Origin of the sequence: Nitrospirillum viridazoti CBAmc (assembly GCF_000730165.1) — a bacterium.
Taxonomy (GTDB): Bacteria; Pseudomonadota; Alphaproteobacteria; order Azospirillales; family Azospirillaceae; genus Nitrospirillum; species Nitrospirillum viridazoti.
This window is the reverse complement of sequence record NZ_CP022110.1, coordinates 1,257,775-1,283,061: the sequence shown is the minus strand read 5'-3', so window position 1 is coordinate 1,283,061 and position 25,287 is coordinate 1,257,775. Positions and strand designations below refer to the sequence as shown.

The 25,287-nt window shown below is 68.4% G+C and carries 25 protein-coding genes; 9 read left to right on the top strand and 16 right to left on the bottom strand.

From position 1 onward, the window contains the following. Positions 1–36: 36 nt before the first annotated feature. The 11 genes from Y958_RS05995 to Y958_RS05945 all read right to left on the bottom strand — a co-directional run bounded on the left by Y958_RS05995 (position 37) and on the right by Y958_RS05945 (position 11,471). On the bottom strand, positions 37–699 hold the full coding sequence (locus tag Y958_RS05995; RefSeq protein WP_088871282.1) for a protein phosphatase CheZ: 663 nt from the start codon (positions 697–699) through the stop codon (positions 37–39). Between the two features lie 83 nt (positions 700–782). Further along, positions 783–1,550, bottom strand: a complete 768-nt coding sequence (locus tag Y958_RS05990) for a MotE family protein (protein WP_088871281.1) — start codon at positions 1,548–1,550, stop codon at positions 783–785. A gap of 170 nt (positions 1,551–1,720) precedes the next feature. Beyond that, entirely contained in the window at positions 1,721–1,951 is a 231-nt protein-coding gene (locus tag Y958_RS05985) for a hypothetical protein (protein ID WP_088871280.1), read from the bottom strand. An 11-nt stretch (positions 1,952–1,962) separates the two neighbouring features. Further along, the gene (locus Y958_RS05980; RefSeq protein WP_088871279.1) at positions 1,963–2,658 is read right to left on the bottom strand and encodes a DUF6468 domain-containing protein; all 696 of its coding nucleotides are present in this window, start codon (positions 2,656–2,658) and stop codon (positions 1,963–1,965) included. After that, positions 2,655–3,734 (bottom strand): flagellar motor switch protein FliM, encoded by a 1,080-nt coding sequence (fliM, locus tag Y958_RS05975; protein WP_004271642.1) that lies wholly within the window; start codon positions 3,732–3,734, stop codon positions 2,655–2,657. Before fliM ends, Y958_RS05980 begins: the two co-directional genes overlap by 4 nt. A gap of 221 nt (positions 3,735–3,955) precedes the next feature. After that, complete coding sequence (locus Y958_RS05970) at positions 3,956–4,492, bottom strand: flagellar basal body-associated FliL family protein (RefSeq protein WP_088871278.1); 537 nt, start codon at positions 4,490–4,492, stop codon at positions 3,956–3,958. A gap of 156 nt (positions 4,493–4,648) precedes the next feature. Further along, positions 4,649–5,041: a VOC family protein gene (locus tag Y958_RS05965; RefSeq protein ID WP_088871277.1), complete on the bottom strand. Its 393-nt coding sequence runs from the start codon at positions 5,039–5,041 to the stop codon at positions 4,649–4,651. After that, complete coding sequence (locus Y958_RS05960; protein WP_088871276.1) at positions 5,038–6,438, bottom strand: flavin monoamine oxidase family protein; 1,401 nt, start codon at positions 6,436–6,438, stop codon at positions 5,038–5,040. Before Y958_RS05960 ends, Y958_RS05965 begins: the two co-directional genes overlap by 4 nt. Before the next feature lie 136 nt (positions 6,439–6,574). Beyond that, positions 6,575–8,188: a peptide chain release factor 3 gene (locus Y958_RS05955; protein ID WP_088871275.1), complete on the bottom strand. Its 1,614-nt coding sequence runs from the start codon at positions 8,186–8,188 to the stop codon at positions 6,575–6,577. Positions 8,189–8,270: 82 nt separating this feature from the next. After that, the gene (locus tag Y958_RS05950; protein ID WP_244909391.1) at positions 8,271–9,965 is read right to left on the bottom strand and encodes a DEAD/DEAH box helicase; all 1,695 of its coding nucleotides are present in this window, start codon (positions 9,963–9,965) and stop codon (positions 8,271–8,273) included. 366 nt (positions 9,966–10,331) lie between these two features. Next, a complete protein-coding gene (locus Y958_RS05945; protein WP_211098548.1) occupies positions 10,332–11,471 on the bottom strand; it encodes a serine hydrolase domain-containing protein in 1,140 nt (379 codons plus the stop codon). Between the two features lie 87 nt (positions 11,472–11,558). On the opposite strand from Y958_RS05945, the gene Y958_RS32740 reads away from it, so the two are divergent. From Y958_RS32740 to Y958_RS05925, 4 genes are all read left to right on the top strand, one after another. Beyond that, entirely contained in the window at positions 11,559–12,089 is a 531-nt protein-coding gene (locus tag Y958_RS32740) for a MarR family winged helix-turn-helix transcriptional regulator (protein ID WP_211098547.1), read from the top strand. A gap of 74 nt (positions 12,090–12,163) precedes the next feature. After that, entirely contained in the window at positions 12,164–13,294 is a 1,131-nt protein-coding gene (locus tag Y958_RS05935; RefSeq protein WP_088871273.1) for a hypothetical protein, read from the top strand. A 139-nt stretch (positions 13,295–13,433) separates the two neighbouring features. After that, positions 13,434–13,874, top strand: a complete 441-nt coding sequence (locus tag Y958_RS05930) for a CidA/LrgA family protein (protein ID WP_211098546.1) — start codon at positions 13,434–13,436, stop codon at positions 13,872–13,874. Then, complete coding sequence (locus Y958_RS05925; RefSeq protein ID WP_088871272.1) at positions 13,871–14,596, top strand: LrgB family protein; 726 nt, start codon at positions 13,871–13,873, stop codon at positions 14,594–14,596. The genes Y958_RS05930 and Y958_RS05925 overlap by 4 nt, the downstream gene beginning before the upstream one ends. 3 nt (positions 14,597–14,599) lie before the next feature. Here Y958_RS05925 and Y958_RS05920 read toward each other — a convergent pair whose 3' ends face one another. Further along, on the bottom strand, positions 14,600–15,940 hold the full coding sequence (locus Y958_RS05920) for a methyltransferase (RefSeq protein WP_088871271.1): 1,341 nt from the start codon (positions 15,938–15,940) through the stop codon (positions 14,600–14,602). Between the two features lie 467 nt (positions 15,941–16,407). On the opposite strand from Y958_RS05920, the gene Y958_RS05915 reads away from it, so the two are divergent. From Y958_RS05915 to Y958_RS05905, 3 genes are all read left to right on the top strand, one after another. Then, positions 16,408–17,115 (top strand): transglycosylase SLT domain-containing protein, encoded by a 708-nt coding sequence (locus Y958_RS05915; protein ID WP_186291282.1) that lies wholly within the window; start codon positions 16,408–16,410, stop codon positions 17,113–17,115. Between the two features lie 137 nt (positions 17,116–17,252). Beyond that, entirely contained in the window at positions 17,253–18,125 is an 873-nt protein-coding gene (locus tag Y958_RS05910; protein ID WP_088871269.1) for a 23S rRNA (adenine(2030)-N(6))-methyltransferase RlmJ, read from the top strand. Between the two features lie 71 nt (positions 18,126–18,196). Continuing rightward, on the top strand, positions 18,197–18,949 hold the full coding sequence (locus Y958_RS05905) for a protein phosphatase CheZ (protein WP_244909390.1): 753 nt from the start codon (positions 18,197–18,199) through the stop codon (positions 18,947–18,949). A 180-nt stretch (positions 18,950–19,129) separates the two neighbouring features. Here the strand turns inward: Y958_RS05905 and Y958_RS05900 are convergent, their stop codons facing one another. Beyond that, on the bottom strand, positions 19,130–19,852 hold the full coding sequence (locus Y958_RS05900; RefSeq protein ID WP_244909389.1) for a response regulator transcription factor: 723 nt from the start codon (positions 19,850–19,852) through the stop codon (positions 19,130–19,132). A 616-nt stretch (positions 19,853–20,468) separates the two neighbouring features. Here Y958_RS05900 and Y958_RS05895 point away from each other — a divergent pair. After that, positions 20,469–21,131 carry a LuxR C-terminal-related transcriptional regulator gene (locus Y958_RS05895; protein ID WP_004272649.1) on the top strand — a complete coding sequence of 221 codons (663 nt, stop codon included), beginning with the start codon at positions 20,469–20,471 and terminating at the stop codon, positions 21,129–21,131. A 267-nt stretch (positions 21,132–21,398) separates the two neighbouring features. Here the strand turns inward: Y958_RS05895 and Y958_RS05890 are convergent, their stop codons facing one another. The 3 genes from Y958_RS05890 to Y958_RS31860 all read right to left on the bottom strand — a co-directional run bounded on the left by Y958_RS05890 (position 21,399) and on the right by Y958_RS31860 (position 24,045). Next, the gene (locus Y958_RS05890; protein ID WP_088871268.1) at positions 21,399–22,469 is read right to left on the bottom strand and encodes an OmpA family protein; all 1,071 of its coding nucleotides are present in this window, start codon (positions 22,467–22,469) and stop codon (positions 21,399–21,401) included. Between the two features lie 340 nt (positions 22,470–22,809). After that, on the bottom strand, positions 22,810–23,124 hold the full coding sequence (locus tag Y958_RS05885) for a hypothetical protein (RefSeq protein WP_088871267.1): 315 nt from the start codon (positions 23,122–23,124) through the stop codon (positions 22,810–22,812). 207 nt (positions 23,125–23,331) lie between these two features. Further along, entirely contained in the window at positions 23,332–24,045 is a 714-nt protein-coding gene (locus tag Y958_RS31860) for a hypothetical protein (protein ID WP_088871266.1), read from the bottom strand. Between the two features lie 239 nt (positions 24,046–24,284). Between Y958_RS31860 and Y958_RS05875 the strand changes: the two genes are divergently transcribed. Beyond that, complete coding sequence (locus Y958_RS05875; protein WP_088871265.1) at positions 24,285–25,241, top strand: ROK family protein; 957 nt, start codon at positions 24,285–24,287, stop codon at positions 25,239–25,241. Positions 25,242–25,287 lie beyond the last annotated feature (46 nt).

Genomic DNA, 25,287 nt, shown 5'->3' with positions numbered 1-25,287 from the left:
ATACCCGTCGCCTTTGGGCCCATCGCCTCTGGAGACTCAGTCGAAGCTCGCCAGCAGGCGGTCGATCTCATCCTGGTCGATGGCCCGGCCGGGCAACTGGGGCCCATGCAGCAGGAAGTCATCATCGGACGCGCCGCCGGCGGGCGTGTCGGCGGCGGGCGGGCCGTCGGGGTGACGGCGCTGCACGTCTTCGCCGAAGGCGACCAGCATGGCCTCCACCTTGGCCTCGATATGCTTCAGCGCCTTCACCACCTTGGTGATGCGCTGGCCGGTGATGTCCTGGAAGTTGCAAGCCTCATAGATGCCGGTGGTGATGTCCATCATCTTGGACGACACCTCCGGCGTCACATCGCCGGCCATGCCCATCAGCTGGTCGCAGGCGTCCATGATGCGGTTGGTGGCATCCTCCGTGGCGCCCACCACGGCGTCCAGCTCATCCGTGGCGCGGGGAATGTGCTCGGCATGGATGTCACTGGGCTGCAGCGCCGCGATTTCCTTCTTGGCGTTGTGGATGAAACGGGCCAGGCCCTCCAGCTCGCCATAAAGCTTGATGTCGTGCTGGCTCACGTCGCCGCCCATGGAGGCGACGACGGTGGAGACGATCTGGGCGACCTCTTCCCGCGACAGCGGCTGGCGGGCCAGGGAGCGGGCGGCATCCAGCCGGTCCTGAAGGATCGGGTCGGCGGCGGGGCGGATCATGGCGGCTCTCGTCTCGTCAAATGGGGCCGGTTATCGGGCCTGGTGGCAGCTGGGTTGGGGTTGAGTGCGGTTGGCGGGCGCGCTCATTGCGGCACGCTGGGCAGTCGTTTGCGATCAGCCAGCATGGTGGTCACCTGCTCCGCCCGCTTGGGCGTCATGGCGGCCAGCACCGGGGCCGCCTTGGCTTCCTTCATGCGGCTGATCACGTTCAGCAGCACCTTGTCATCCATGGCCTCGAAGATGCGGGCGGCCTCGGCCGGCTTCATCGTCTCGTAAATCTTCACCAGGCTGTCCAACTGCTGCGCCTGGTCGGCGTTGACCTGGTTGACCAGGCCGTCCAGCTGCTTTTTCAGCGCCTGCATCTCCGCCAGCTTCTGGTCCAGCCGCTGGGTTGCCACCTGCAGCATGGCCTCGCGCTGGTCCAGGTCGCGCTCGCGGCTGTCCAGGGCCTCGCGCCGTTCCGCCAGGCGCTGCAGCAGCTCCACATCCTTGGGCGTGAACGTCTGGCCGTCGGTGGGGCTGCCGGAAGGCTCGGGCTTGCCGCCCTCCGCCTTGGCCTCGCCTTTTGCGGCGCCCTCGGCAGGCTTGGCGGCCGGGGCTTCCGCCGGCTTCGCCGGGGCGGCGGCGGGCGTCTGGCCAGCGGGCGTTTGCGAGGCGGGCTTCTCCGGCGCTGGGCTCTGCGCCTTGGCGGCTGGCACGTCGGGCGGCGCGGCGCCCACGGTCAGCGTCCACCACATGTCCCCCGCCCGCGCCCCCAGCAGCAGCACGGCGGCGAAGATCGTGACCGGCAGCAGGCGCACGCGCAGGCGGCGCCACAGCGGAACCTTGGGGGCCTCGTCCTTCCTGGCCACGCGGCCACCCTTGCCCGCAGGCGCGCGCGTCCCCGCGGGGCGCGTCCCCGCCGGCGCCGGACGCTGGGTCCGGGGCGCTTGGGGGGCGACGGCCTTGGGGACGGCCCCGGTGAGGGTTGCTCCTGAGGCAGCCGTGGGCCGGCCTTGCCGGGGAGCCGAAGGTTCAGCCGTCATTGACGCATGTTCTCCAAGGCCTGGAGCAATTCACGCTCCGCGCGCGAGCGGGCCTCGGGCAGGGTGCCTCCCGCCTGGCTGCCGGCGGCCTCGCCCCCGGCGGCGGCGGCACCCGGTGCTGGCAGGCGCGCGGGCGCCGGGCGCGGCGCGGGGCGGTTGTCATCCAGGCCGGCATCGTTGTCATAGCGGTCGCCCGGCCGCTCGGGCCGAGGGGCGCGTTCGGGCATGCGCCCACCACTCAATGGGTCGCCGGCGGCCCGTTCCCCGGCCAGACGTTCGGCCATTTGCCGCTCGGCGATCTGGCGTTCCGCCGCCATGCGTTCGGCCAGCTGGCGTTCGGCGATGGAGCGTTCAGCGGGCCGTTCCGGACCGCCACGCTCCCCCCCAGCCGTGCCGGCAGCGGGCGCGGGTCGGGGCGGATGCCATCTGGGCGAATGCCGGCGGCGCGCGGCGCCTCGGACCGGTGGCCGTTCACGCCGCCCACCATGCCCCCACTGGCCATGCCCCCGCTGGCGACGCTGCCGCGCAGGGCTTCCGCCCGGGGCAGGTCGCGGGGTTCGGGCCGGCTGTCGCGCGCCGGCTCCGGTGGCGCGGCGTTGGCGCGGGCCCGTCCGGCGGCGCCCTCAAGGCGCGCAGCCAGGGCGTCGGCCGCCTGGGTCATCTGCTCCAGCTCTTCTCGCATCTTGTCGGCGCGGCCGATCAGGTATTGCAGCGCCTCGCCTGACTCGGCGGCGGCCTTGCGCATGCCCTTCACCCCGGCATCGGCCTGGGCCGTGGCCTCGCTGAACTCCCGCACCAGGGCCTCCATCTCGCCCCGGCTGTCGCGCAGCTGGGCGATCTGGCGGTTCAGGCGCAGGGCGTAAACGATGGTGGCGACCAACAGGCCGCCGACCACCACATCCAAGGCCAGGGAAAGCAGGATGGTCAGGCTCATGTCGGCGCGGTCTCCGGCTTGGGCGCCTCACGGTCGATGCGGACCGCGATGTTGCCGCCCTTGCGCCCCATGCGGCCCAGGAACATGGGCACGTCGCCGCACCGCAGCTCGATGGTGTCATCCGGCGCCACGTTCAGCAGCACGCGCGACCCCACCTTCCAGTTCAGCACGTCGTAGAGCGACAGCGTGATCTCATCCAGCACCGCCGACAGGTGCACGTCGGTCATCCACAGCTCGCTGGCCAAGTGGGTTTCCCAGATGCTGTCGCGACCGAACTTTTCACCCATGAACATCTGCAGCAGCAGTTCGCGCACGGGTTCCAGGGTGGCGTAGGGGATCAGCAGTTCCAGGCGGCCGCCGCGATCCTCCATGTCGATGCGCAGCTTCACCAGCACGGCGGCGTTGGCCTGGCGGGCGATGGTGGCGAAACGCGGGTTGGTTTCCAGCCGGTCGAAACGGAAGGTGACGGGCGACAGGGGGTCGAAGGCGGCCGACAGGTCGGACAGCACCACGTGCACCATGCGCTCCACCAGGTTGCGCTCGATGGTGGTGTAGGGGCGGCCCTCGATGCGCATGGCCGCCGTGCCGCGCCGGCCGCCCAACAGCACGTCGACAATGGAGTAGATCAGCGCCGAATCGATGACCATCAGGCCATAGTTGTCCCATTCCTCCGCCTTGCAGACGGCCAGCATGGCGGGCAGCGGAATGGAATTGAGATAGTCGCCGAAACGGACCGAGGAGATCTGGTCCAGGCTGACTTCCACGTTGTCGGAAGTGAAGTTGCGCAGGGAGGTCGACATCATGCGGACCAGGCGGTCGAACACCACCTCCAGCATGGGAAGGCGTTCGTAGTTGACCAGCGCCGAGTTGACCAGCGCCATGATGCCGGAATTGTCGCCGTCGCCGGCGCCATCCTTGTCGAAGCCCAGCAGGCTGTCGATTTCATCCTGGTTCAGGACGCGGGTGGCCCCGCCGCCCATGTCGCCAAAGCCACTGTCGCCGGCGCCCTCGTCCGCCAAGGCCGCCCATTCGGCGGCCATGCGTTCCTCTTCACTCAGCTCCTGCGGATCCGGCATCGGTCAGCGCTCCAGCGTCCAAAACGCGCATGCGGGGCCCCGGCCCCCCAAGAACCACCCATCAGGAAACCAGGCGGGGCGCCGAATGTTCAGAAACATGCACGTACCAGGCCATATTACGATCAGCGGGCGGCAACATCCATGCCAGGAAGCCGGCGCCCCAACCACTCAAACCCCAATCACCCAAACGGTGACACGGCCGTTTAAGGCCCCGTCTCATCTCACTGTGATTGTACCAGAATTTCCTCAAACAGCACGTCCCTCACCCGCACCGGGGCGGCCGACGCGTTTACCCGCTGCAGCAACTCCTCGCGCAGGCGGTAGATGCCGGCGGATCCCTTCAGATCGTCCAGCCGCAGCTCCCGCAGATAGGTCTGGAAGGTGTCGACGATGCGCGGCGTGGCCAGGGTCAGCTTGGGCCGGTCCTCTTCCTTATAGATCTCCAGTTGGATCTTCAGCTTCAGGAAGGCCGGACGGCGCTCATTGGTCTGCAGGTTGATCAGCAATTCGCCCAGCGGGAAGAACACCGGGGGCGCCTTGGGATCGAACGCCTCCTCCGCGGCGGCGGGCTTTTCCTCCGCCTCCTCCGCCTTCTTCTTGCCCAGCAGGCCGTCCAGCAGGCCGCTGAAGATCAGGCCGCCGGCAATGAGTGCTATGAGCAGCAGCGGCACCACCACGAACATGACGATCTTCTTGCCGCTGAATTTCTTTCGCGGCAGTTCCTGTTCGCCCCCACCATCCGTTTCGATGGCCGTCATGCTACCCCGCAACGCTCGTGCACCGGGCCCCGTTCGAACACCGTCCGGGTAGGGCCCACCGTCCCGCCCCAGTACGGGGCAGGTTCATATAATCATGAAGGCGTTAACCCTTCCTTTCAACAAAATCGGGGGAAGGCGCCCCGCCTCGCTCCCCCCTCAGCTGCGGGGACGGCCGAAAAACAGGGTGTAGCCGTCGGGATCCCTCAGCTCAAAGCCACGCAGGCCATCGTCCGTGTCTTGCAAGGGCACGGAAAAGACGACGCCGCGCGCCTGGAATTCAATGGCCAGGGCATCCGGTTCGTCGGTGTTGACGTACGAGTCCCACCGCGCGTCCGCGGCGCGGGCGGGATTGGGCAGCGGCGCCACCCCCACCGACTTCAGGAACAGCATGGCGCCGTCGCGCGCGACGATGGCGAAAAAGGGCGCCTCCTCCGGTGCCAGATGCGTGACCGTGAAGCCCAGCGCGTCGCGGTAAAAGGCGGCTGACGCCTCCACGCCGCGCACGATGAAGAACGGCGCCATCCCGTTCAGGACGGCCCGCCCGGTCATGACGGCAGGGCCAGCACGCGCTGGGCGGCGGCCACCCCCGTCTCATAGGCCCCCGGCAGCCAGCCGGGCCAGGTGAGCGAACAGGCCTCACCGGCGAAGCACAGCCGGTCGCCCACGGGTTCCGACAGGATGCGGCGCGCCTCAGCATGGCCCGGCTTGGCCGCGGTCATGGCGCCCAGGGAATAAGGGTCGGCGCCCCAGCGGCTGACGTGCCAGGCGGTGGCCTGCCGGCGGGTGAGCGATCCGAAGACGTCGGCCACCGCGTCGCGCACCAGATCCACCGCTTCCTGGTCCTTGGCCGCCTCCAGCTGTCGGGCCAGGTCGCCGCCCACCGTGGCGATGGCCAATTCCCGGCCGAAGGGCCGCAGGCACAAATCCAGCACACGGCCGTCGCCGCGCACCTGGTCCAGGGCGGTGAAGGGGTCGCAGTCCAGGCTGTCGGGCTTGTAGCCCAGGGCGATGCGGTTGACCAAGCCGGTGGTCAGCCCGTCGAAGGCGGTGCGCACCCCCTCCGGCAAGGGCGGGTCGAAGGTGACGCCGCCGGAGGCCAGCACCGAAATGGGCACGGTGATGATGGCGGCATCGGCGCTGACCACGCCTTTGGGCGTGGTGACCCGCACGCCGCTGCCCGACCAATCGATGCGGCTGACGGGGCTGGACAGGGTGATCTTGACGTCGCGTGCCATATCCTTGGCCAGGCTGGCGACGGCGGTGCCGATGCCCCGCGGAAACCACAGCGCCGCTTCCGCGTCCGGTCGGCGTGCCGCGTCGAGGCTGGACAGGTCCTTGAGCTCGACGCCGAAGTCCAGGGGCCCCACCAGGGCGGTGGCCAATTGGCCCAGGTTCCCCAGGTCAGGCACCAGTTCGGCGGCCGAGCGGTCGATCTGGGCGCGGCCGGCCTCCTTCACCGCCCGCTCCAGCCGGTCGATGGCGTCGGCGGCCGCCGCGTCGGTGTCGGCGTCGGCCTCCTTGGTGTCGAAGAACAGCAGGTCGTCGGCGCCGTCGTCCGGCACGGTTTCCATGCCCCGCTCATCCAGCAGGCGGCGCAGGGGGTTGTCGGCTGTGGCCTCCAGCGAGCCGCAGCCGATATCGTAGGGGAAACCGAAGGGCTTGGACTCCGTCCAGGCCCTGCCGCCCGCGCGGCCGCGGGCCTCCAGCACGGTGACCTCCGCCCCGGCCTGGCGCAGGACGCTGGCGGCGGCCAGCCCGGCCAGCCCGGCCCCGATGACCACCACCGTGCGGCCGGGACGGATGGGTGCTGGACGGCTGGCTACCGCTCCCGCCAAGCCGGGCAGGCCGCCCGTCAGCAAGGGCGCCAGCGCCAGGCCGCCAACCAGGCCGCGCCGCGACAGCCCGGCACCCGCCAAGAAACCCGATGATCGGGAAGAACCCGACATGTCACGCCTTCCGACTTACCATCTTCGGCAGGGATGATACCGCCCAGGACGCGGCCCTGTCATCGCGCCATCCGGCGGATGCGCCATTTCGTCCTTTTAGGATAAGGGCTTCGTCCTCAAGCGCAGGGCGCCACCATCACCCGAGGGCGGAGGTGGTGACGGCGCGGTTCTGCTCACGTGTCTTCTGGAAGCGGATCTTGGGATAATCTTCCTGCGCGCGGTTCAACTGCCAGCCGTTGCGCGCCAGGAAGACCAGGGCCCCGTCGTGATCCTCCGCCAGGGCGGAGCGGTTGCTGTCCAGGAAGGACTTCAGCACCACCGGGTCATCGCATTCGATCCAGCGGGCCGAATCATACCCACATGATTCGAACTTGGCCTTGATATCGTATTCGGCATCGATGCGGGCGGCCAGCACCTCGAACTGCAGCGGGCCGACCACGCCCACCACCCAGTCGGCACCGATCAGCGGCTTGAACACCTGGCTGGCGCCCTCCTCCGCGAAGTGTTCCAGCGCCTTGCGCAAGTGCTTCATCTTCATGGGGTCGTCCAGCTTCACGCGCTGCAGCAGTTCCGGCGCGAAGCTGGGCACGCCGGTGTAGCGCAGATCCTCGCCCTCGGTCAGCGTGTCGCCGATGCGCAGCGTGCCGTGGTTGGGAATGCCGATGATGTCGCCGGGATAGGCGTCCTCCGCCAGTTCCCGGTCGCGGGCCAGAAACAGCACGGCGTTGTTCACCGCCAGCAGCTTGCCCGAGCGCATGTGCTTCAGCTTCACACCCCGGCGGAAATGGCCGGAGCACAGGCGGAAGAAGGCGATGCGGTCACGGTGGTTAGGGTCCATGTTGGCCTGGACCTTGAACACGAAGCCGGTGACCTTGGGCTCCTCCGGCTGCACCGTGCGGCTGTCGGCCTGCTGCGGCCGAGGCGACGGCGCGTAGGCGGCCAGGCCCAGCAGCAGCTCGCGCACACCGAAGTTATTGATGGCGCTGCCGAAGAACACCGGGGTCTGGTGGCCTTCGCGATAGGTTTCCAGGTCGAAGGGCGGGCATAGCTCCCGCACCATGGCCACGTCCTCGCGCAGCTTGGCCACCTGGTCGGCGGGCAGCAGCTCATCCAGCTTGGGATCGTCCAGGCCGTCGCACTGGATGCCCTCGCTGGCGATGTCGCCCTGGCGGCGGTCCAGCAGGACCAGCCGGTCGCGGATCAGGTCATAGCAGCCGCGGAAGTCCGGGCCGGAACCGATGGGCCAGGAACCGGGCGTCACCTCCAGCTGCAGGTCGCGCTCCACCTCGTCCATCAGGTCGAAGGGGTCGCGGGCCTCGCGGTCCATCTTGTTGACGAAGGTGATGATGGGCACGTTGCGCAGGCGGCAGACCTCGAACAGCTTGCGGGTCTGCGCCTCAATGCCCTTGGCGGCGTCGATGACCATGACCGCGCTGTCGACGGCCGTCAGCGTGCGATAGGTGTCTTCGGAAAAGTCTTCGTGGCCCGGCGTGTCCACCAGGTTGAAGGTGCGGTCGGCATAGTCGAAGTTCATCACCGACGCGGTGACGGAGATGCCGCGTTCCCGCTCCACCTTCATCCAGTCCGACCGGGCGCGCCGCTGCTCGCCGCGCGCCTTCACCGCACCCGCCATCTGGATGGCGCCGCCGAACAGCAGCAGCTTTTCCGTCAGCGTGGTCTTGCCGGCGTCGGGGTGCGCGATGATGGCGAACGTCCGACGGTTATGGACTTCCTGGGGGAGCGCGCTCATGGGACCAAACGTAAGGCTGAAGTCTTAAAAGGCGAAAACGGGGCCGTCCGGTGCTGGACGGCCCCGTCATCAAACGCGGGACTTAATTGGCGGAAGAACGCGGGCGGCGCAAGCCCCCCGTCCCGCCCTCACCCTGCACCCGGGCCGGGCGCGGGCCGTTGCCGTGCTTGCGGGCCCCATCGCGGGCCGGCTTGGCGCCATCCAGCGGGTGGTACCCGCCGCCGTTGCCGCCGCCGTGGCCGGCGCCATGGGCGCGGGCCGGGCGGTCCTGGCGGTGCTGGCCTTCGGGACGGGGATGACCGTCCCGGGGGCCACCGAACTTCTTGAAGCCGCCTTCCGGACGGTCGCCGCGCTCACCGCGCGGGCCTTCGCCCCGCGGACCGTCGGCGCGGAAACCACCTTCCGGCTTCCGGTCTCCACCGAAGCCACCCTGCTTGAAGCCACCCTGCTTGAAACCGCCGCCATGGCCGCCGAACGACTTGCGCGGACGGCCGCCGGGGGCGCCGCCGGGACCACCGGCCGGGCGCTTGGGCATCTCACGCGGCTCCAGGCCCGGGATGACGTGTTCGATGGCGCGGGTCTGGGTGTAGCCCTCGATGCCGCGCACCAGGCCCCACTCATGGCGGGTGTACAGGCTGAAGGCGTTGCCGGTGTTGCCGGCGCGGCCGGTGCGGCCGATGCGGTGCACATAGTCCTCGGCCTGGCGCGGCAGATCGAAGTTGATGACATGGGTCACGTCCGGCACGTCGATGCCGCGGGCCGCCACGTCGGTGGCCACCAGCAGACGGACGCGGCCGTTGCGCAGGGCCTGGACGGTGCGGTTACGCTCCTGCTGGCGCATGTCGCCGTGCAGCGGGGCGGCGGCGTAGCCCATCTCCGACAGGCTGTCGGCCAGACGGTCCGCGTCGCGCTTGGTGGCAGCGAAGACGATGCCCTTGTTCATGGACGGGTCGGCCACCAGATGGGCCAGCAGCTTTTCCTTATGCTCCAGGCCATCGGCCCGCAGGAAGCGCTGCTCGATGGCGCTGACGTTGACGCTGCCGCCGGCGACGTCCACGCGCTCCGGGTTCTTCAGCAGGTTGCCGGCCAGGCGCACCATGGCCTTGTCCACCGTGGCGGTGAACAGCAGGGTCTGGCGGTTTTCCGGGCAGGCGTTGGCGATCATTTCCACGGGCTCCAGGAAGCCCATGTCCAGCATGCGGTCGGCCTCGTCCAGCACCAGCATCTCGACGGTGGAGAGATCCAGGCGGCCACGCTCCAGATGGTCGATCAGGCGGCCGGGAGTGGCGACCACCAGGTCGACCCGGCGGCGCAGCATCTCCAGCTGCTGGCGGTAGGGCATGCCGCCCAGGATGGCCAGGGTGTGGATGCGGCTGTACTTGGAATAGCCGCGGACGGCGTCCATCACCTGGGTCGCCAGCTCACGCGTGGGGGTCAGCACCAGCAGGCGGGGCCCGAAGGTCTGCAGGCCCTCGGCGCTCAGCGGCCGGGGCGTGGTGGCCATGCGGTGCAGCGCCGGCAGCACGAAGGCCGCGGTCTTGCCGGTGCCGGTGTTGGCGGACGCGATCAGGTCGCGGCCAGCCAGGGCGACGGGGATGGCCCGTTCCTGGATGGGGGTGGGGTACTGGTAGCCGACTTCTTCCAGCGCCTTGGTCAGGGCGGAGGCCAGGCCAAGGTCGGCAAAGGTGGTGCGGCCGTCGTCGACCGCGTCGACCTCGGCGGTTTCCAGGATTTCAGTCTCGATCACATCATTCTCAGCGGAAACGGGCAAATCCAAGGGACTTTCCTTCACATAGCAAAACAGCGCCGCGCCCCTCCCGCCCGGGAAAGGCACGCGAACAAACAAGCCGGCACCGCGCCCGCCGAACAAACGGCAGGCGGCACCAGCCAACGAAAGAGCGGCGCAACGTCGGAACGTGTGGAAAGCCGGACCACTCCGGCAGACACAACCCCGAAAGAAGCGGGGCTATGGAAGCGGCGCTGGCGTCGCCCCCTGGAAAGCGGAGACGACCTTAACCATGCGCCAGGGGCCCCTCGGCCACTCAGGCGAGGCGGACCATACGGGGGCGGTTGGCAAAAGCCAAGGATTCCGTGACATGCCGCAACGCAACGCAGCGTGGCGTCCCACGCACAGGGCCGCCCCTTATAAATCAGGCCCCTGCCGCAGCAAACGCGCCGCCACCTTTTTCACCGCCGCCTTCGCGGTATCGGTCGCGGTGGCGTTGGTCAGGATAGTGACACCCTGGCGGTGCTCGGGATCCAGGTAGGCGACGGTGAAGATGCCCTCCGCCCCGCCCCAATGCTCCCACCGGTCCGTGCCGTCCAGCGGCCCCAGCATCCAGCCCAGGCCCTGGCCGCTCAACCACGCGGGCAGCTTGGGCGCCGGTTGGCGCGTCAGCATCTGGCCCATCATGCCGCCGGGCAGGACGCGCACGCCTTCTGCCGCACCATCGTTGGCGCAGGCGGCAATGTAGCGGGTGAAATCGGCGACGGAGGATTGCAGCATGCCGGCCGACCAGTCGGGGAAGCCCATGGTGGCAACGGGCCTGCCGTCCTCATACGGTGTGGCGGCCAGGGCGGGCGGCACCTCGCCCAAGGTCCAATAGCTGTGGTGCAGGCCCAAGGGCGCCGTCAGGAACTGGCGTATGGCCATGCGGGCGTCGAAGCCGCCGACGCGGCCGGCGACATAGCCCAGCAGCGCGAAGCCGACATTGGAATAGTCCCAGGCCTCCCCCGGGGCGGCGGCGTAGCAGCCGTTCGCATCATAATAAGTGCCGCCCGGCACCAGATAGCCCACCAGCATGTCGCGCAGCGCCAGCGGCGTGTCGCCGCCCCGGTGCCGGAAATCCACCGCGTAATACTTCTCGTCCGAAATGCCGGAGGTGTGGGTCAGCAGGTGGCGCAGCGTGATGACGGCATCGGGGTGGTGCGGGTTCACGACGGGAAAGTCGAGATGGGCCGCCACCGGGTCATCGAGGGTCAGGCGCCCCTGCCCCGCCAGGCGCAGGATGGCCGCCGCCGTGATGGTCTTGGTGATGGAGGCGATGGCGAACACCGTGTCCGGCGTCACCGGCCGGCGGCGGGCCTCGTCGGCATAGCCGTAGCCGCGCACAAATCGTACCCGCCCCTCCCGGGCGTAGCCCACCGCGGCCCCAGGAATGCCGGCCTGAGCCAAGGTGATGCGGATGTCGTGGTCCAGGTGGGCAGGGGTTTGGGCCCCTGCCCCGCGTGCCATCAGGGCCCAGGCCCCAGCGGCGATCACATGACGGCGCGTCAGTTCCATATCTTCCCCTACCCTGATTCTGGACATCCCGGTCCCGCACCCCTATAATCAGTAGGTACCTACATATCTGTCAAGGGACCTGTCGCCGTGCCGCCATCCGATGAGATCACACCGCCGGAGGATTATTCCCGCCGCCTGGGCGGGGCGGCGCTGGGCGCCCGCTTGCGCCGCCTGTCGGAAACGATAGACGGCGACGCCACCCGTACCTACGACACCCTGGGCGTCACGTTCGAGCAGCGCTGGTTCGGCGTGCTGAACCAGCTGGTGCTGAATGGTCCCCTGACGGTGGGGGAGTTGGCCAGCCGCCTGCGCATCACCCACGTCTCCGTCAGTCAGACGCGCGCGTCACTGGAGAAGGCGGGCCTGGCGCAGACCACCGCCGATCCTGACGATGCGCGCCGCCGGCGCCTGGCCCTGACCCCGGCGGGGGTGGCGCTGGTGGAACGGCTGCGCCCCCTGTGGCGGGCGCTGGAGACGGCGGCGCTGGAACTGGATGCCGAGGCGCAGGCCGTGACCGCGGCCCTTGACCGGCTGGAGGACGCGCTGGCCCGCCGCAGCCTCTACCAAAGGGTTTTGGACCACCTGAGGGATGATCACCCGGGTGACGAGACGGCATGACGGGACGGCATAAGGTATAGACGGGCCGCTACACCCTTGCGCCGGCCGGGCCCTGTCGTCCATGGTCCGCCGCCATGAAACGCCGCGCCTCCACTCCCCGACGGCCCGCCCAGCCCGCGCTGCTGCTGGGGCCCTTGCTGCTGGCCCGGGGCGGCCAGGGCGACCGCTGGCGCATCAGCACCGTGATCGTCACGGACGGTGAGGATGAACCGCCAGACTTGACGGTCGGCGGCGTGGGCCTGCCCGTGCCGCCCCGCTGGCTGGGCACGCTGCCCGAGGGCAAGGGCGCCGCCTGGCGTTACGACTTCGCCGTGCCCCGGGGCGCGCAGGACGGGCGGGCGGACTATGGCTTCCTGGACTTCGGTTCCCCCTGGTCCTTCGCCGTGCCCGGCATGGCGGTGCCGCCGCGCGTGGCGCTGGCCGATGTTGGCGGCGACGCCCCATTTGGCCCTCCCCACTCTGGCCCATCCCCCTGGTCCGCCCTGTTGTCCCGCCACCGGGTGCAGCCCTTCCACCTGTTCGTGCTCAGTGGCCTGGTGCCGCGCGGCCTGGCGACGGACGGCACGCTGGCCGGCCCCGCCCAGGCGGAACGCCGCGCCCTGATGGCCAGCGTGCCCCACCTGGCGGCCTGGACCGGCCCGGGGACGCACCATGGCAAGGCGGCCGGGCCCCGCGCCCTGCACCGCCTGCTGGCCCAGGGGCTGGGGACGGAGGACAAGGCGGAGAACGCCTGGGCCGGTACCGACGATCTGGTGCAGGGCCTGACGCTGAACCGCCTGGGCGTGCTGGCGCTGGATGCCGCCGCCGACCCGGACATGCTGGCGGAGCGGCTGGACCGGTTGCGCGGCTGCCGCGCAGCCTTGGTGCTGACGCGCGGCCCCCGCGCCCCCATCACCGGCTGGCGCGCCCACCTGGCCCGCTTGCGTCCCGGCAGCAGCGCCAGGGACACCCTGACGCCGGCGCTGGACCGCTTCCGCGATGTCGCCGCCATGGAGATCGTGCATCTGCGTCCCGGCGCGCCGCCAACGGCGGAGGAAGCTTGCCGCCTGCTGCCCGCCCTGGCGACGGATGCCCGCTGGCTGGAGGCGCGGCTGGGTGCCCGAGGCCTGGAACTGACGACGCAGGAGGCGCGGCCGGCCGTCTTGCCGGCGGGCCTCACCGACGCCGCCCCCGACACCGGTCCCGACACCGGCGGCGGCCGGTAGAAATCGCGGGCCACGCCTGCGCCCATGCCGGTTGACCCCGGTGGCGCGCAGGGTCCAGCTTGGCGGCGCGATAATCCACATCCACCAAACCCACCGCGTCAGGCGTCCCAAGGCTTTCCGCCGCCGGGGACCGCCTCACATGACGGAGTTCGCCATGGTCGGCGCCCTTGCCATGCTGGTGGTCTGCCAGCTCATCGGGGAAATCGTGGTGCATGGCCTGCACCTGCCCGTCCCGGGACCCGTGCTGGGCCTGCTGCTGCTGGTTGCCTGGTTCGCCTGGCGCGGCGGCCCGACCCAGACCATGGGCACCACCGCCGACGTTATCCTCAGCAACCTGTCACTGCTGTTCGTGCCGGCGGCCGTAGGCATCGTGCAGCATGGCCAGCGCTTCCTGACCCAGGGGCCGGCCATCGTGATCGCCCTGTTCGCCAGCTCCATCCTGACAATCGCCGTCACGGCCTACGCCTTCCTGTGGGCGGACAGGCGCTTTGGTGGCGCGGGGGCGGCACCGGCGGACCCCGCCGTCCGCCATGACCCTTTCGACACCGATACGAATAGCGGCACCGGGGGTGCCCCATGATGAGCAAGAAGGGCCTGGGCGACATCTGGGTCTACCTGTCGGCCAGCCCGCTGCTGTGGCTGGCGGCGACGCTGGTGGCCTATCTGATTGGCGTGCAGATCTACACCCGCACCAACCGCAACCCCTTCGCCAACCCGGTGGCGCTGGCGGCCCTGTTCCTGGTCATCCTGCTGGTGGTCACGGACACGCCCTACACTACCTATTTCAATGGCGCGCAGTTCATCCATTTCCTGCTGGGCCCCGCGACGGTGGCCCTGGCCGTGCCGCTGTGGCGCCACCGTGCCGACGTGCGCCGGGGCGCCCTGCCGCTGACCATCGCCATGGTGGCCGGCTCCATCACCGCCGCCGCCTCGGCCGTCTTCGTCGCCCACGTGCTGGGGGCGGACAGGGAAACGGTGCTGTCGCTGGCGCCCAAGTCGGTCACCACGCCCATCGCCATGGGCATTTCAGAGAGCATCGGCGGCATCCCCTCGCTGACGGCCGCCATGGTCATGGTGACCGGCATCATTGGCGCGGTGTTCGGCCCGCTGCTGTTGCGCTGGCTGAAGATACGCGATGACCGGGCCAAGGGCCTGTCCATGGGCATGGCGGCCCACGGCGTGGGCACCGCCATCTCCTACACCATGAGCCCGCTGGCCGGCAGTTTCGCCGGCATCGCCATGGCCCTGAACGGCCTGATCACCGCCCTCGCGGTACCGCTGCTGCTGGCCTTGCTGCTCTGAGCCTCAGGCGCCCCCTCGGACGCTCTTGCGCAGGATGAACAGCAGGCCGTCCACCGGCCGCCCCTTCTCCCAGCGCGGCGCCACCGGCGCCAGGTGCTCCACATCCAAGCCCGCCCCCCTGGCGGCCGCCAGCACATGCTCCTGCGCGTGGGCATAGCGGCGGCTTTCCCGCAGGGCGTAGGGCCCCTCACCCGACCAGCGCTCCACCGTGGCGGCGAACAGGCCGCCGGGCTTGAGCGCCCCGGCCGCCGCCTGGAATACCGGCGCCAGGTCGCCGAGGTAGACCAGCACGTCGGCCGCCAGCACCAGGTCCCAGGCGTCCGGCGCCTCCGCCAGGGCGCCCATCAGGTCGGCGTCCCACAGCCGGTCGTACAGGCCGCGGGCGCGGGCGTGCTCCACCATGCGCGGCGACAGGTCGACACCGGCCAGGAACCGGGCCAGCGGCTTGACTTCCACACCCCCCAGGCCCGTGCCGCACCCGATGTCCAGGACGTCCAGCCCCGCTCCCACGTTCACCGTGTCCAGCGCCTGGCGCAGCAACTGTGGCGCCTGATAGCGCAGTTTCTGCGTCAGGTCGGTGTCGAAACGGTCGGCGTAGCGGTCGAACAGCGCCTTCACATAGGTGGGCGTCAGGCCGGCATCCCCGGTGGCCGTGGCGGCTTCCAGCGCCGCCAGCAGACGGGCGGCGCCACCGGCATCCTCGGGATCGGCCTCCAGCGCCTGGTGCCAGCAGCGCGCCGCCTTTTCCCCCTCCGCCAAGGCGGCCCAGGCCCGGCCCTGCAGCACCAGAGCGGCGGCGCGGGCGGGGTCGGCCGGATGGGCGTGGGCTAGCAGCGGCTCCAGCATCTCCGCCGCCGCCAGCGGGTCGCCGGCATCCACCAGCACCTGCCCCACCTCGGCGGCCCCGTCCAAATCGTGGGGCGCCAGGAAACGGGCCTCGCGCGCATGGGCCAGCGCGGCCTCCTTCGCCCCACGCGCCAACAGCAGTCGGGCGGCGAGGCGGTGACCGGCGGCATCATCGGCCCGGCGGGCCAGCGCGGCCGACACCAGGGCCCAGGCGGCGTCATGGTCACCGGCATCGGCCAGGCAGCCCGCCTGGTCCAATGCCCACGAGGTGCGCTCCGGCTCCGCGGCGGCAGCGGCGGCGAACTGGGTGCCGGCGTCCTGAAAGCGCCCCTGGCGACGCAGCAGTGCGCCCAGGGCACCGCGCGCCTCGGCCGCATTGGGCAGCAGGGCTACGGCCGCCATCAGTGCCGCCTCCGCCGCCGCCTCGTCCACCGCGTCCAGGGCTTCATAGGCCTGGACCATCCGCTGTTCATAATCGGGAAAGCTGTCGGCGGTCATAGTCGGACTCGGGTTCCAGGGAACGGGGTGTGAAAGCCCCTTATGGCCCCTCCATTCCTGGGGGGCAACCTATGGCGTGACGCTATTTGTAGAGGGTCCCGCAGTTCACACGGGGGCAACATGACGCACGCTAAGGGCTTGGAATCCTGAGCCGCATGGGGCATGGTGGCCCCGCTGACAGGGGCGCAGCGTGGCGCGGTTGCCACACTCCGGTCATATTTTTTATTGACCTGCTGCGTTTTGTCTGCAATTGCTATGCGGCCGTTGCATGGATATAGGCCTTACGGACAGACGGCAACGGCAGTTCGACCCATTCGGTTAGGGAGCGGTCACCGCACTGAGTATCGGTGATCTGATGGAATACCCCGCCCGCGAGCGGGGATGTGCTTTGGGGAACCAGCACAGACGCCAGATGGATGTCGCGACGCGAGGTCGTCGACGCCAGTGACGATAGATGGAGGACTCTCATGCAGATCGCGCGCCGCCGGAGCGACGCCCTTCTAGGCCGGGAGTCCGAATCCGAGTCCGCAGGCGCCCTCCGCTCCACCACCCGCCTCTTCAAGACCGCCATCGCCGGACTGTTCTTCAGCCTGGGCTTGGTTGCCGCCGTGCCCGCCGCCCACGCCGCCTGCCTGGATCACATCCTGCAGGCTGAAAAGGAAGCCGGTGTGCCGTCCGGCCTGCTCCTGGCCGTTGCCCTGGTGGAAAGCGGCCAGTCCATTTCGTCGGAGGCCTACGCCGTCAACGTGAAGGGCACCGCCCATTTCGTGTCGACGCCGACCGCCGCCGCCAAGTATCTGCGCGACCCCAAGGGCAACCTGCGCCAGGACGTGACCGCCGGCTGCATGCAGCTGTCGCTGTCCGACCACAAGGCGGCCTTCCACCCGGTGGAAAAGATCGTCGATCCCAAGGAGAACGTGCAGTACGCGGCCCGTATGCTGGCCCGTCTGCGCGCCACCGCCGGCAGCTGGGCCGCTGCGGTCGCCCGCTACAACGGCAGCAGCGGCAAGACCGCCCATGCCTACGCGTGCAAGGTCCGCAGCAACCTGGTCAGCCTGAACTCCGTCAACGCCTCGCTGATCGATGGCAACGGCTGCAGCGACGAGGAAAGCACGGCCGTGACCCCACGCACCCGCCGGGTCTACCAGAGCGCCACGACCGAGCCGGTGGGCTGATCCCTCTCCCGTTTGATCCCCCCCCCCATTTTGCCTCACCGCTGAACAGGCCGCCTCCAACCGGGCGGCCTTTCGCTTTCCTGGGTCGCGGCCACGGCGATTGCCGGTGCCGGCCCTTGCTGGCATGCTCCAGCCCCATGAACTACCGCCATGCTTTTCACGCCGGCAACGCGGCCGACGTCATGAAGCACGCCATTCTGGCGCTGCTGATGACCCGCCTGACTGCCAAGCCCGCCCCCTTCGCCGTGCTGGATACCCATGCCGGCATCGGACGCTATGACCTGACCGGGGACGAGGCCACGCGCACCGGTGAGGCCGCCCTGGGCATCCAGCGGCTGCTCCAGGCCGCCGAGATGGGAACCTTGGGCGCCACCCCGGCCGAAGCGCTGGACCCGTACCTGGATGCCGTGCGCGCTGCGGCCGGCCAGCCCACCGGCCCTGTCAGCAGCTATCCGGGTTCCCCTTGCCTGGCGCGCACCTTCCTGCGGGAGAACGACCGGCTGATCCTGGCTGAACTGCATCCGGAAGACGCGCAGACCTTGAAGGGTGTGTTCCGGGGCGACCGCCAGGTGGCGGTGCACCACATGGACGGCTGGACGGCGTTGAAAGCCCACCTGCCGCCCAAGGAAAAACGCGGCCTGGTGCTGATCGACCCGCCCTTCGAAGCGGCGGACGATTTCGACCGCCTGGTGGCCGGCCTGGCCTTGGCGCACAGCCGCTGGCCCACCGGCATCTACGCCCTGTGGTATCCCATCAAGGACCGCGCCGTAAGCTGGCGCCTGCACCAGCGGCTGGAAGACAGCGGCATACCGAAAATCCTGATCGCCGAATTGACCTGGAACGACGACGCCCGTATGGACCGCCTGAACGGCTCCGGCATGATTTTGGTTAATCCGCCTTGGCAATTGGATGAAACTTTGCGGCAAATGCTGCCGGCCCTGCACGAGGCCCTTGGCTTCACCAAAGGTATCGCCCATGTTGAATGGGTCGCCGGCGAACATATTGCCTAAGGGCATAACCTTTCGGTTAGGTTCGCTGTGAGTGACATCAGTGGATACGGCGGGGAAAGAGGATCCAGCGGATGGCGCAGAACGGTCAGCGGCCTTTCATGGCGGAGATTCAACGGCAGCGGCGGGCACAGGACCAACCCGGCACCGTTGACGCCTTGTCGCTGTCGGCCACCACGCTGAGCCCGGCCGCCTTGGCCCCGCTGACCCCGGCGCAGGAAATCCGCCTGGACACGTCGGAAGTGATGGAGGCCATCCAGCATCTAGGCCAGAAGCTGGACCGTTTCCTGAACACCGACCACACCCAGATCGAGGCGATCCATGTGGAGATCGCCGACATCGCCGGCCGCATCAAGGCGACCAAGTTGGAAATGGCGGCCCTGCGCCATCCGTTGGCCAAGGACGACACGTTCATGGAGGCCAGCCAGCAGCTGACCGCCGTTGTCGCCTCCACCGAAGCCGCCACCAACAGCATCATCCAGGCGGCTGAAGAGATCGACGACATCGCCAACGAGGTCCGCTCACAGCTGCCGGAAGGCTACCAGAACTCTCGCCTCAAGGACCTGAATGAGGTCACGCTGCGCATTTTCGAGGCCTGCAACTTCCAGGACCTCACGGGCCAGCGAATCACCAAGGTCGTCCAGGCCCTGAGCTTCATCGAAGAGCGGGTCGAGGCCATGATGTCGGTCTGGAACACCAAGGAGTTCGAGACCATGCCCCTACCCCCCTCCATCCACAAGCATGACGAGGGCCTGGAACTGCACGGGCCCGTCAAGGACGGCGGCCAGACCATCTCGCAGGCGGACATCGACGCGCTGTTTGATTGAGCGGCCCCTCGGACACCCTGCTCCGGTACCGGCTTGAGCCGACGCTCATGCCGGTCGGTGCTCATTTCCCGCATTCACGGCATAGACAAACGGTGAAGCACCAGCCCTGAAACGGCAACAGGGGCCCGAAGGCCCCTGCACCGTGCACAGGCCCCCTGGGGGCCGGAACATGTCGCCGATTTAATTGGTCAGGGTGCCGGCCATGAAGGCCATGCTGCCGAAGCCACTGCGCGCGGCGGCAACGGCCACCTGCGTGCGGTTCTTGGCGCCCAGCTTCTGCATCACCGCGCGGACATGAACCTTGACCGTGCCTTCCAGCACGCCGAGTTCGCGGGCGATTTCCTTGTTGGAGCAGCCGGCCAGGATCAGGCGGAAAATATCCTGCTGGCGTTCCGTCAGACGGTCCGCCAAAGCGGCCTCACGGTTGGCCGGGACCTGGCCCATGGCCGGGCCCGAAGCACCGCGTACGCCCGCCAAGGCGGCGGTGAGCGCCTGGCGCGGCATGGCCACGTAATTCTCACCCGACAGGATCAGGGTCAGCGTACGCTCCAGCACCTCGGTCGGGCCCGTCTTCAGCACATAAGCGCGGGCGCCGGCGCGGATGGAGGCGATGACCTCGTCCCCTTCCTGCACGGCGGACACCGCCACCACGGGCACAGAGCCCAGGGCGGAGGTCAGCTGCGCGATGGCCTCGACCCGGCTGCCGGACAGGCTGTCCAGGTCGAGCAGGACAAGATCAATCCCCGGCGCCGACATGGCCTGCGTCAGCGCTTCCTCCACGGTGCCGGCCTCAAGCGCCGACGCACCCGGAAACTGGGTGGTCAGCATCAGGGCGGCGCCGCGGCGCACCAGGGCCTGGCCATCCACGACGAGAAAAGTGCGGTGGCGGGGCGAAGCGCCCACACCGGCAATTCCGTTTTCCAAACCATCCTCGGCTAGACTGCTGACAGTCCCGGGAAAACGCGCGGTCATGCTCATCATCTGAAACCCCACGTTCGAGTCCGGCCACTTCCGGCCCAGGCCATCTAAAACGCTTCATCCGCATCGGGCCCCGCGTGGCAGGTCCCTGATGATCGCCCATCGGTTCCGGCACCTTTGGCCGCCGGACCGACACTTTCGATGAACGCGTGACCCTGACTGGTTAGCGACACCTTCACCATTATGACCATTCGATCACGGCCAAAATGGGGCAGGCTAACCTTTTTTCCCCAGGAACCCCATTTCCGCCGTGGTACCCCCTAGGCGGCTTCCGATTTTCCCGGGTGGCCAAACGATCCACCTCACGATGTGACAGACTGTGACCCGTTTTCAGACATGCCGCAACAGAAACATGGCGTTCGGGGCCACTTTCCCATAGGATTGTCGCAATAGAACTGGCGATCTATTACCTGGCCATGGGGCAAATAGGGCGTTAACAGGTTAGCGTCGACATTTCACGAGTATCCACGACAATGTTAGTAAAATTTTTAATAAACAGTCTCCGGTGGGGGAGACCGCAATCACAATGGGGGAATAGGCAATGACAGGCCGCAGCGTTCTTCTGATCGACCAGGATCAGTTGTTCGGGGCGGCACTGGGTACATTGCTGGGGGAAGATAGCTTTCAGCTGTTACCGCCCGTCCCTTCGGTTGAGGAAGCAATGAAGGTGCTGCGAGACATCGCGGCGCCCGATTTGATCATGGTCGACCCTTGGGGCATAGACCCGCCGCGCGTGGCCAGCGAGCTGCGGCGCCTGCGCGCGTCCGCCCCCCAGACCCGCATCGCGGTGCTGACCTCCGACACCAGCGATTCGGTGCTGAAGGCCAGCCTGTTCGCCGGCATGGACGGCCACCTGTCCAAATCATCCGGCGTCGCCACCCTGCGCGACGCGCTGGAACTGATCCTGGCCGGCGATGCCGTGTTTCCGCCGCGCGCCGCCGCCCTGGTGGCCCAGGCGCAGCAGCCCCAGGGGCCCACGCCGGCCGATCTGGTGGCGGCCACCGCCGACCTGTCGCGGCGCGAGATTCAAATCCTGGGCTGCCTGCTGGCGGGCCAGTCCAACAAATCCATCGCCCGCCGGCTGGAAATCACCGAGTCCACGGTGAAGATGCATTTCAAAAACGTCATGCGCAAAATCGGCGCGCAGAATCGCACCCAAGCCGCCGTCTGGGCCATCCAGCGCGGCATCGGTCCGCTTAGTTAATTAGTCCCTTAGCCTGCGGCGGTCGCGGGCGCGCCCACAGCGGCATGAACATGCCGCTGATATGGCCCCAAGCCGCCCGGGAAACCTTCGGCATAAAAGAAAAGGGGCGCCGCCCAGGCTGGGCGGCGCCCCTTTCTTATTTCCACCGTCCGGACCAGACCCTCCGGCGGGAGCCAAAGGTCGGATGCTCGGCAAGGCGTCGTCCTCATTTGGCCGGAAAGCCGGACCTGGGTTCGCCCAGGTCCGGCTACCGGTCCCCTGATTGGATCAGGGGAAAATGATGACGGCGCGACGGTTGGACGGCTCACGCACGCCGTCCGCGGTCGGGACCAGCGGATCGGACTCGCCCTTGCCGTCGGTGGCGATGGAGGCACCGACGCCCTTGGACGTCAGGTAAGCCTTCACGGCCTCGGCGCGGCGCATGGAGAGCTTCAGGTTGTAAGCGTCCGTACCGGAACGGTCGGTATAGCCCGTCACGTTGATCTTCGTGATGTGGCCGGTACCAGCGTCCTTGGCAGCGTTGTCCAGAACGGTCTTGGCGTCAGCCGACAGGTCCGTCTTGTCCCAGTCGAAGAACACCGTGAAGTTCCGCGAAATGGACGGAGCCGGCGGCGGGGGCGGCGGGGGCGGCGGCGGCGGGGGAGCCGGCGGAGCCACGGCCGGGGTCGGCTTGGGCGCCGGAGCCGGCGGGGCACCGAAGGTGTAGCGCAGACCAACCAGGACCGAGTGGTTCTGGTAGCCGGCCTTGAACTTCGGAGCGTTCGACGGCTCGTAGGTGGTGTCCGGCGTGCCCATGAAGCGGTAGCCGACCGTGAAGTCCAGGTTGTCGCTCAGCGCGTAGGCGACGCCGGCGGCCAGCTGGTAGGTGAAGGCGGTGGTGGAGGTCTCCACCGACAGGCCCGGCGTGTACAGGTCGCCCACGCCGTCGAACTTGTAGCGGCCGAAACCGATACCGGCGCCGACATAGGGACGCAGCGGGCTGTCGACGTTGAACTCGTAGTAGGTGACGGCCATGAAGGTCAGGGCGGTCAGGTCGCCAGCGCCACCGGCGCGGCCCGGGCCGCCGCCGGTGATGTCGCCGACGGTGCTGCCACCGTAACCGATTTCCGCACCGACGCGGACGCCGTTGCCGAACTTGTAGCCACCCTCGACCAGGCCGGTGGGCGAGGTCGTGAAGTCGGCCTTGTCGGTGTAGACCGGGCCCTTCAGGTCGGTCTTGTCAGCCCAGTTCACACCGGCCTGGGCACCGAGGTAGTAGCCCTCGTTGGTCTGGGCCAGCGCGGTGGCCGGCAGACCGAGCGCGAACACCGCGCACAGTAATGAATGACGGAGTTTCATTCGTCGTTTCTCCTCCTTCTGACCGAGGGGTACGTCTCCCCAAAGGAACCCTCGGTTGAATTAAGACTACCCTTCGCGCCAGGACGTGGCGCCTTTGATTGTCCCGCCAGACGGCAGGGTTAGACAACGTCCTGAGTTAATTCAATCCTTCAACACCGAACGGGGAGCAACCCAGCCTTGTGAGCTACGCCGTTCGGCCCGTCAGGACAAGCCGTTAATCGGATGGAAATGAGGTGAAACTGAGGCAGGGATTTTCAAGGGGCGCGGTTTGCATAAGTAGCGGGGCCCCCATCCGCCATTCGCATATTGCACGGTTCTAGGGCTTTAGTTAGCCCCAATGTCACTCACGACCGTAAAATGCCGATTCTGCCGCAGCGCGGGCCGCCGCCGCGTCGGCGAAGACTTGCCCGTCGAGGGCTTGGGCGCGCATGTGAACCGCGTGGAACGCCATGCCCTCGGGATGCACGGTCACCAGCCCCACCGCTTCCTCGTCGATTTCAATGACATATGCCATCGGATCAGGCAGCGCCGAGGCCGTTTGGCGGGCCGGGCGCGCGACGTTGGCCGCTTGGTTACGCATGGGCGAAAATTCAATAGGCTCACCACCGGCGGGCATAATATCCAGAGCCTCGTGGAGAGCTATTCTATTGGGCATAACCCATTCTCCTTTCATCAGGCGCACCTCACGGGAAGGGCGCCGACTTGCGGAGCGGATTAAACAATCCCCAGCATTACGATTTCCACCACGCTTATGGGCATAGCGTTACTTTGTCACCAGCCCTTTGTCATCCCCCGCCTGGGCTGGACCTTAGGCCCATACCCGGACATTCGGGCATGGGCCTTATGACCTGTGGCGCTGACGTTAGTGGGACGCGCCACTGGCGGCACCGCCGGTGTCCTTCATGGCGGCGGCGGTGGGAGTCGCGACCGCGGGGGTGGGGCCGGTGATACGGTCACCAGCCGTGGCGGCGGTCATGACCGGCGGCGGCAGGTCGCAGCGCGGCAGCTCCGACACGCGGACGACGGCATCGTTGGTGACGGTCTTCACCACGTCGGCGTCGCTCATCAGTTCAGCCTGGGCCAGCATGTCGGCATGCTGGGCGCAGTAGATGTCCGTGGAAACAGCCGCGATGTGCTGCGACATCTCGTTGGCCAAGTGGGTGCGCAAGGTGTCCAGCGCGCGGTTGGGGTTGCCCTTGGCCGTCTTGCGGTAGCGGGCGATCAGCGAGTCTTCCCAAGCGATGATCTGCGTCCTGTGCGCCAGCGTGAACTTCTTGTAGCGCACATAGAGGCCTTCGTAGTTCCCGCCCAGCTGCTGGCAGGTCAGGCCGATCACCATCAGGCGGGTGTGGTAGCGGATGGCCTGTTCGGCATCAAACTCCGCCGGGGAATAGCAGGGGCCGGAGACCTTGGCCGCCTTGGGGGGTGTCTTGGCGGCCTTTTCCGGTGCGGCCTTCTTGGATGCCGCGGCCTTCTTGGCCGGGGTCGTCTTGTCGGCGGCGAAAGCCGGCGCGCTTACGGCGGCGGCCAGCGCAAGGGACAGGAGGGGGGCGGCGAGCAAACGGGCACGCGTCATGGCGCGGGTATCCATATCAGTATAGGAACGATCGGCATCGTGGTGGCGGCGCGGCACATCCCCATGAAGACATCCCCCACGCCGGTCAAGGCCAGGGAGAACGCCCGCGATCAGGCCCCCGCATCCACCACATCTTGTACTTTTAGCCCCGCATGCCCACCATGAGCAAGAGTCGGGCGCGACCTAGCCCATAAGGGCGGGGTCCTGGCATCACCGTTCCATGAAAATGAGGAAACGCCATGGCCCGGATTGGCATCGACCTGGGTGGAACGAAGATCGAAGGGCTGGCCCTGAGTGACCAGGGAGAGGCGTTGGCCCGCCGCCGCATTTCCGCCCCCCGTGACGATTACGGCGCCACCCTGGCCGCGGTGGCCGGGCTTGTCGCCTGGCTGGATGCCGAGATCGGGGCACCGGCCCCCGCCAGCGTGGGCGTGGGCATACCCGGCGTTCTGTCCCCCCTCACCGGCCTGGTGAAGAACGCCAATTCCACCTGGCTGAACGGCCATGCGCTGGACCGTGACCTTACGGCAGCCATAGGCCGGCCTGTGCGGCTGCAAAACGACGCCAACTGCCTGGCCCTGTCGGAAGCCGCCGATGGGGCTGGTGCCGGCTGCCGCACCGTCTTCGCCGCCATCCTGGGTACCGGCTGTGGCGGGGGCGTGGTGGTGGACGGACGCATCATCACAGGCCGGCACGCCGCCGCGGGCGAATGGGGCCACAGTCCCCTGCCCTGGCCGCAGCTGTCGGAAGCGCCTGGTGAGGAGCCCGGAGTGGGGACTCGGATGGAGGACGAACGGCCGGGCCCTGCCTGCTACTGCGGCCGTCGGGGCTGCCTGGAAACCTGGATCTCCGGGCCCGGGCTGGCCGACGACTACACCCGCGCCACCGGCCGCGTCCTGACGGCGGTGGAGGTGGCCGCCCTGGCCGCGAGCGGCGACGGCCCGGCGCAAGCGGCCCTGGACCGCCATGTCGACCGGCTGGCGCGCGGGCTGGCCGGTGTGGTCAATTTGTTGGATCCGGACGTCATCATCCTGGGCGGCGGCCTGTCCAACATGCCCCATCTTTATGAGCGCCTGCCGCGGCGGCTGGCGGCTTGGTGTTTCTCCCCCGATGTCGCCACACCCATCCGCCCGGCGCGGCACGGTGACTCCAGCGGCGTTCGCGGCGCCGCCTGGCTCTGGCCCATCCAGCGCTGACCTTAACGGTGAGTGACCCGACCTGGGGCATCTTGGGGGCCCGTCC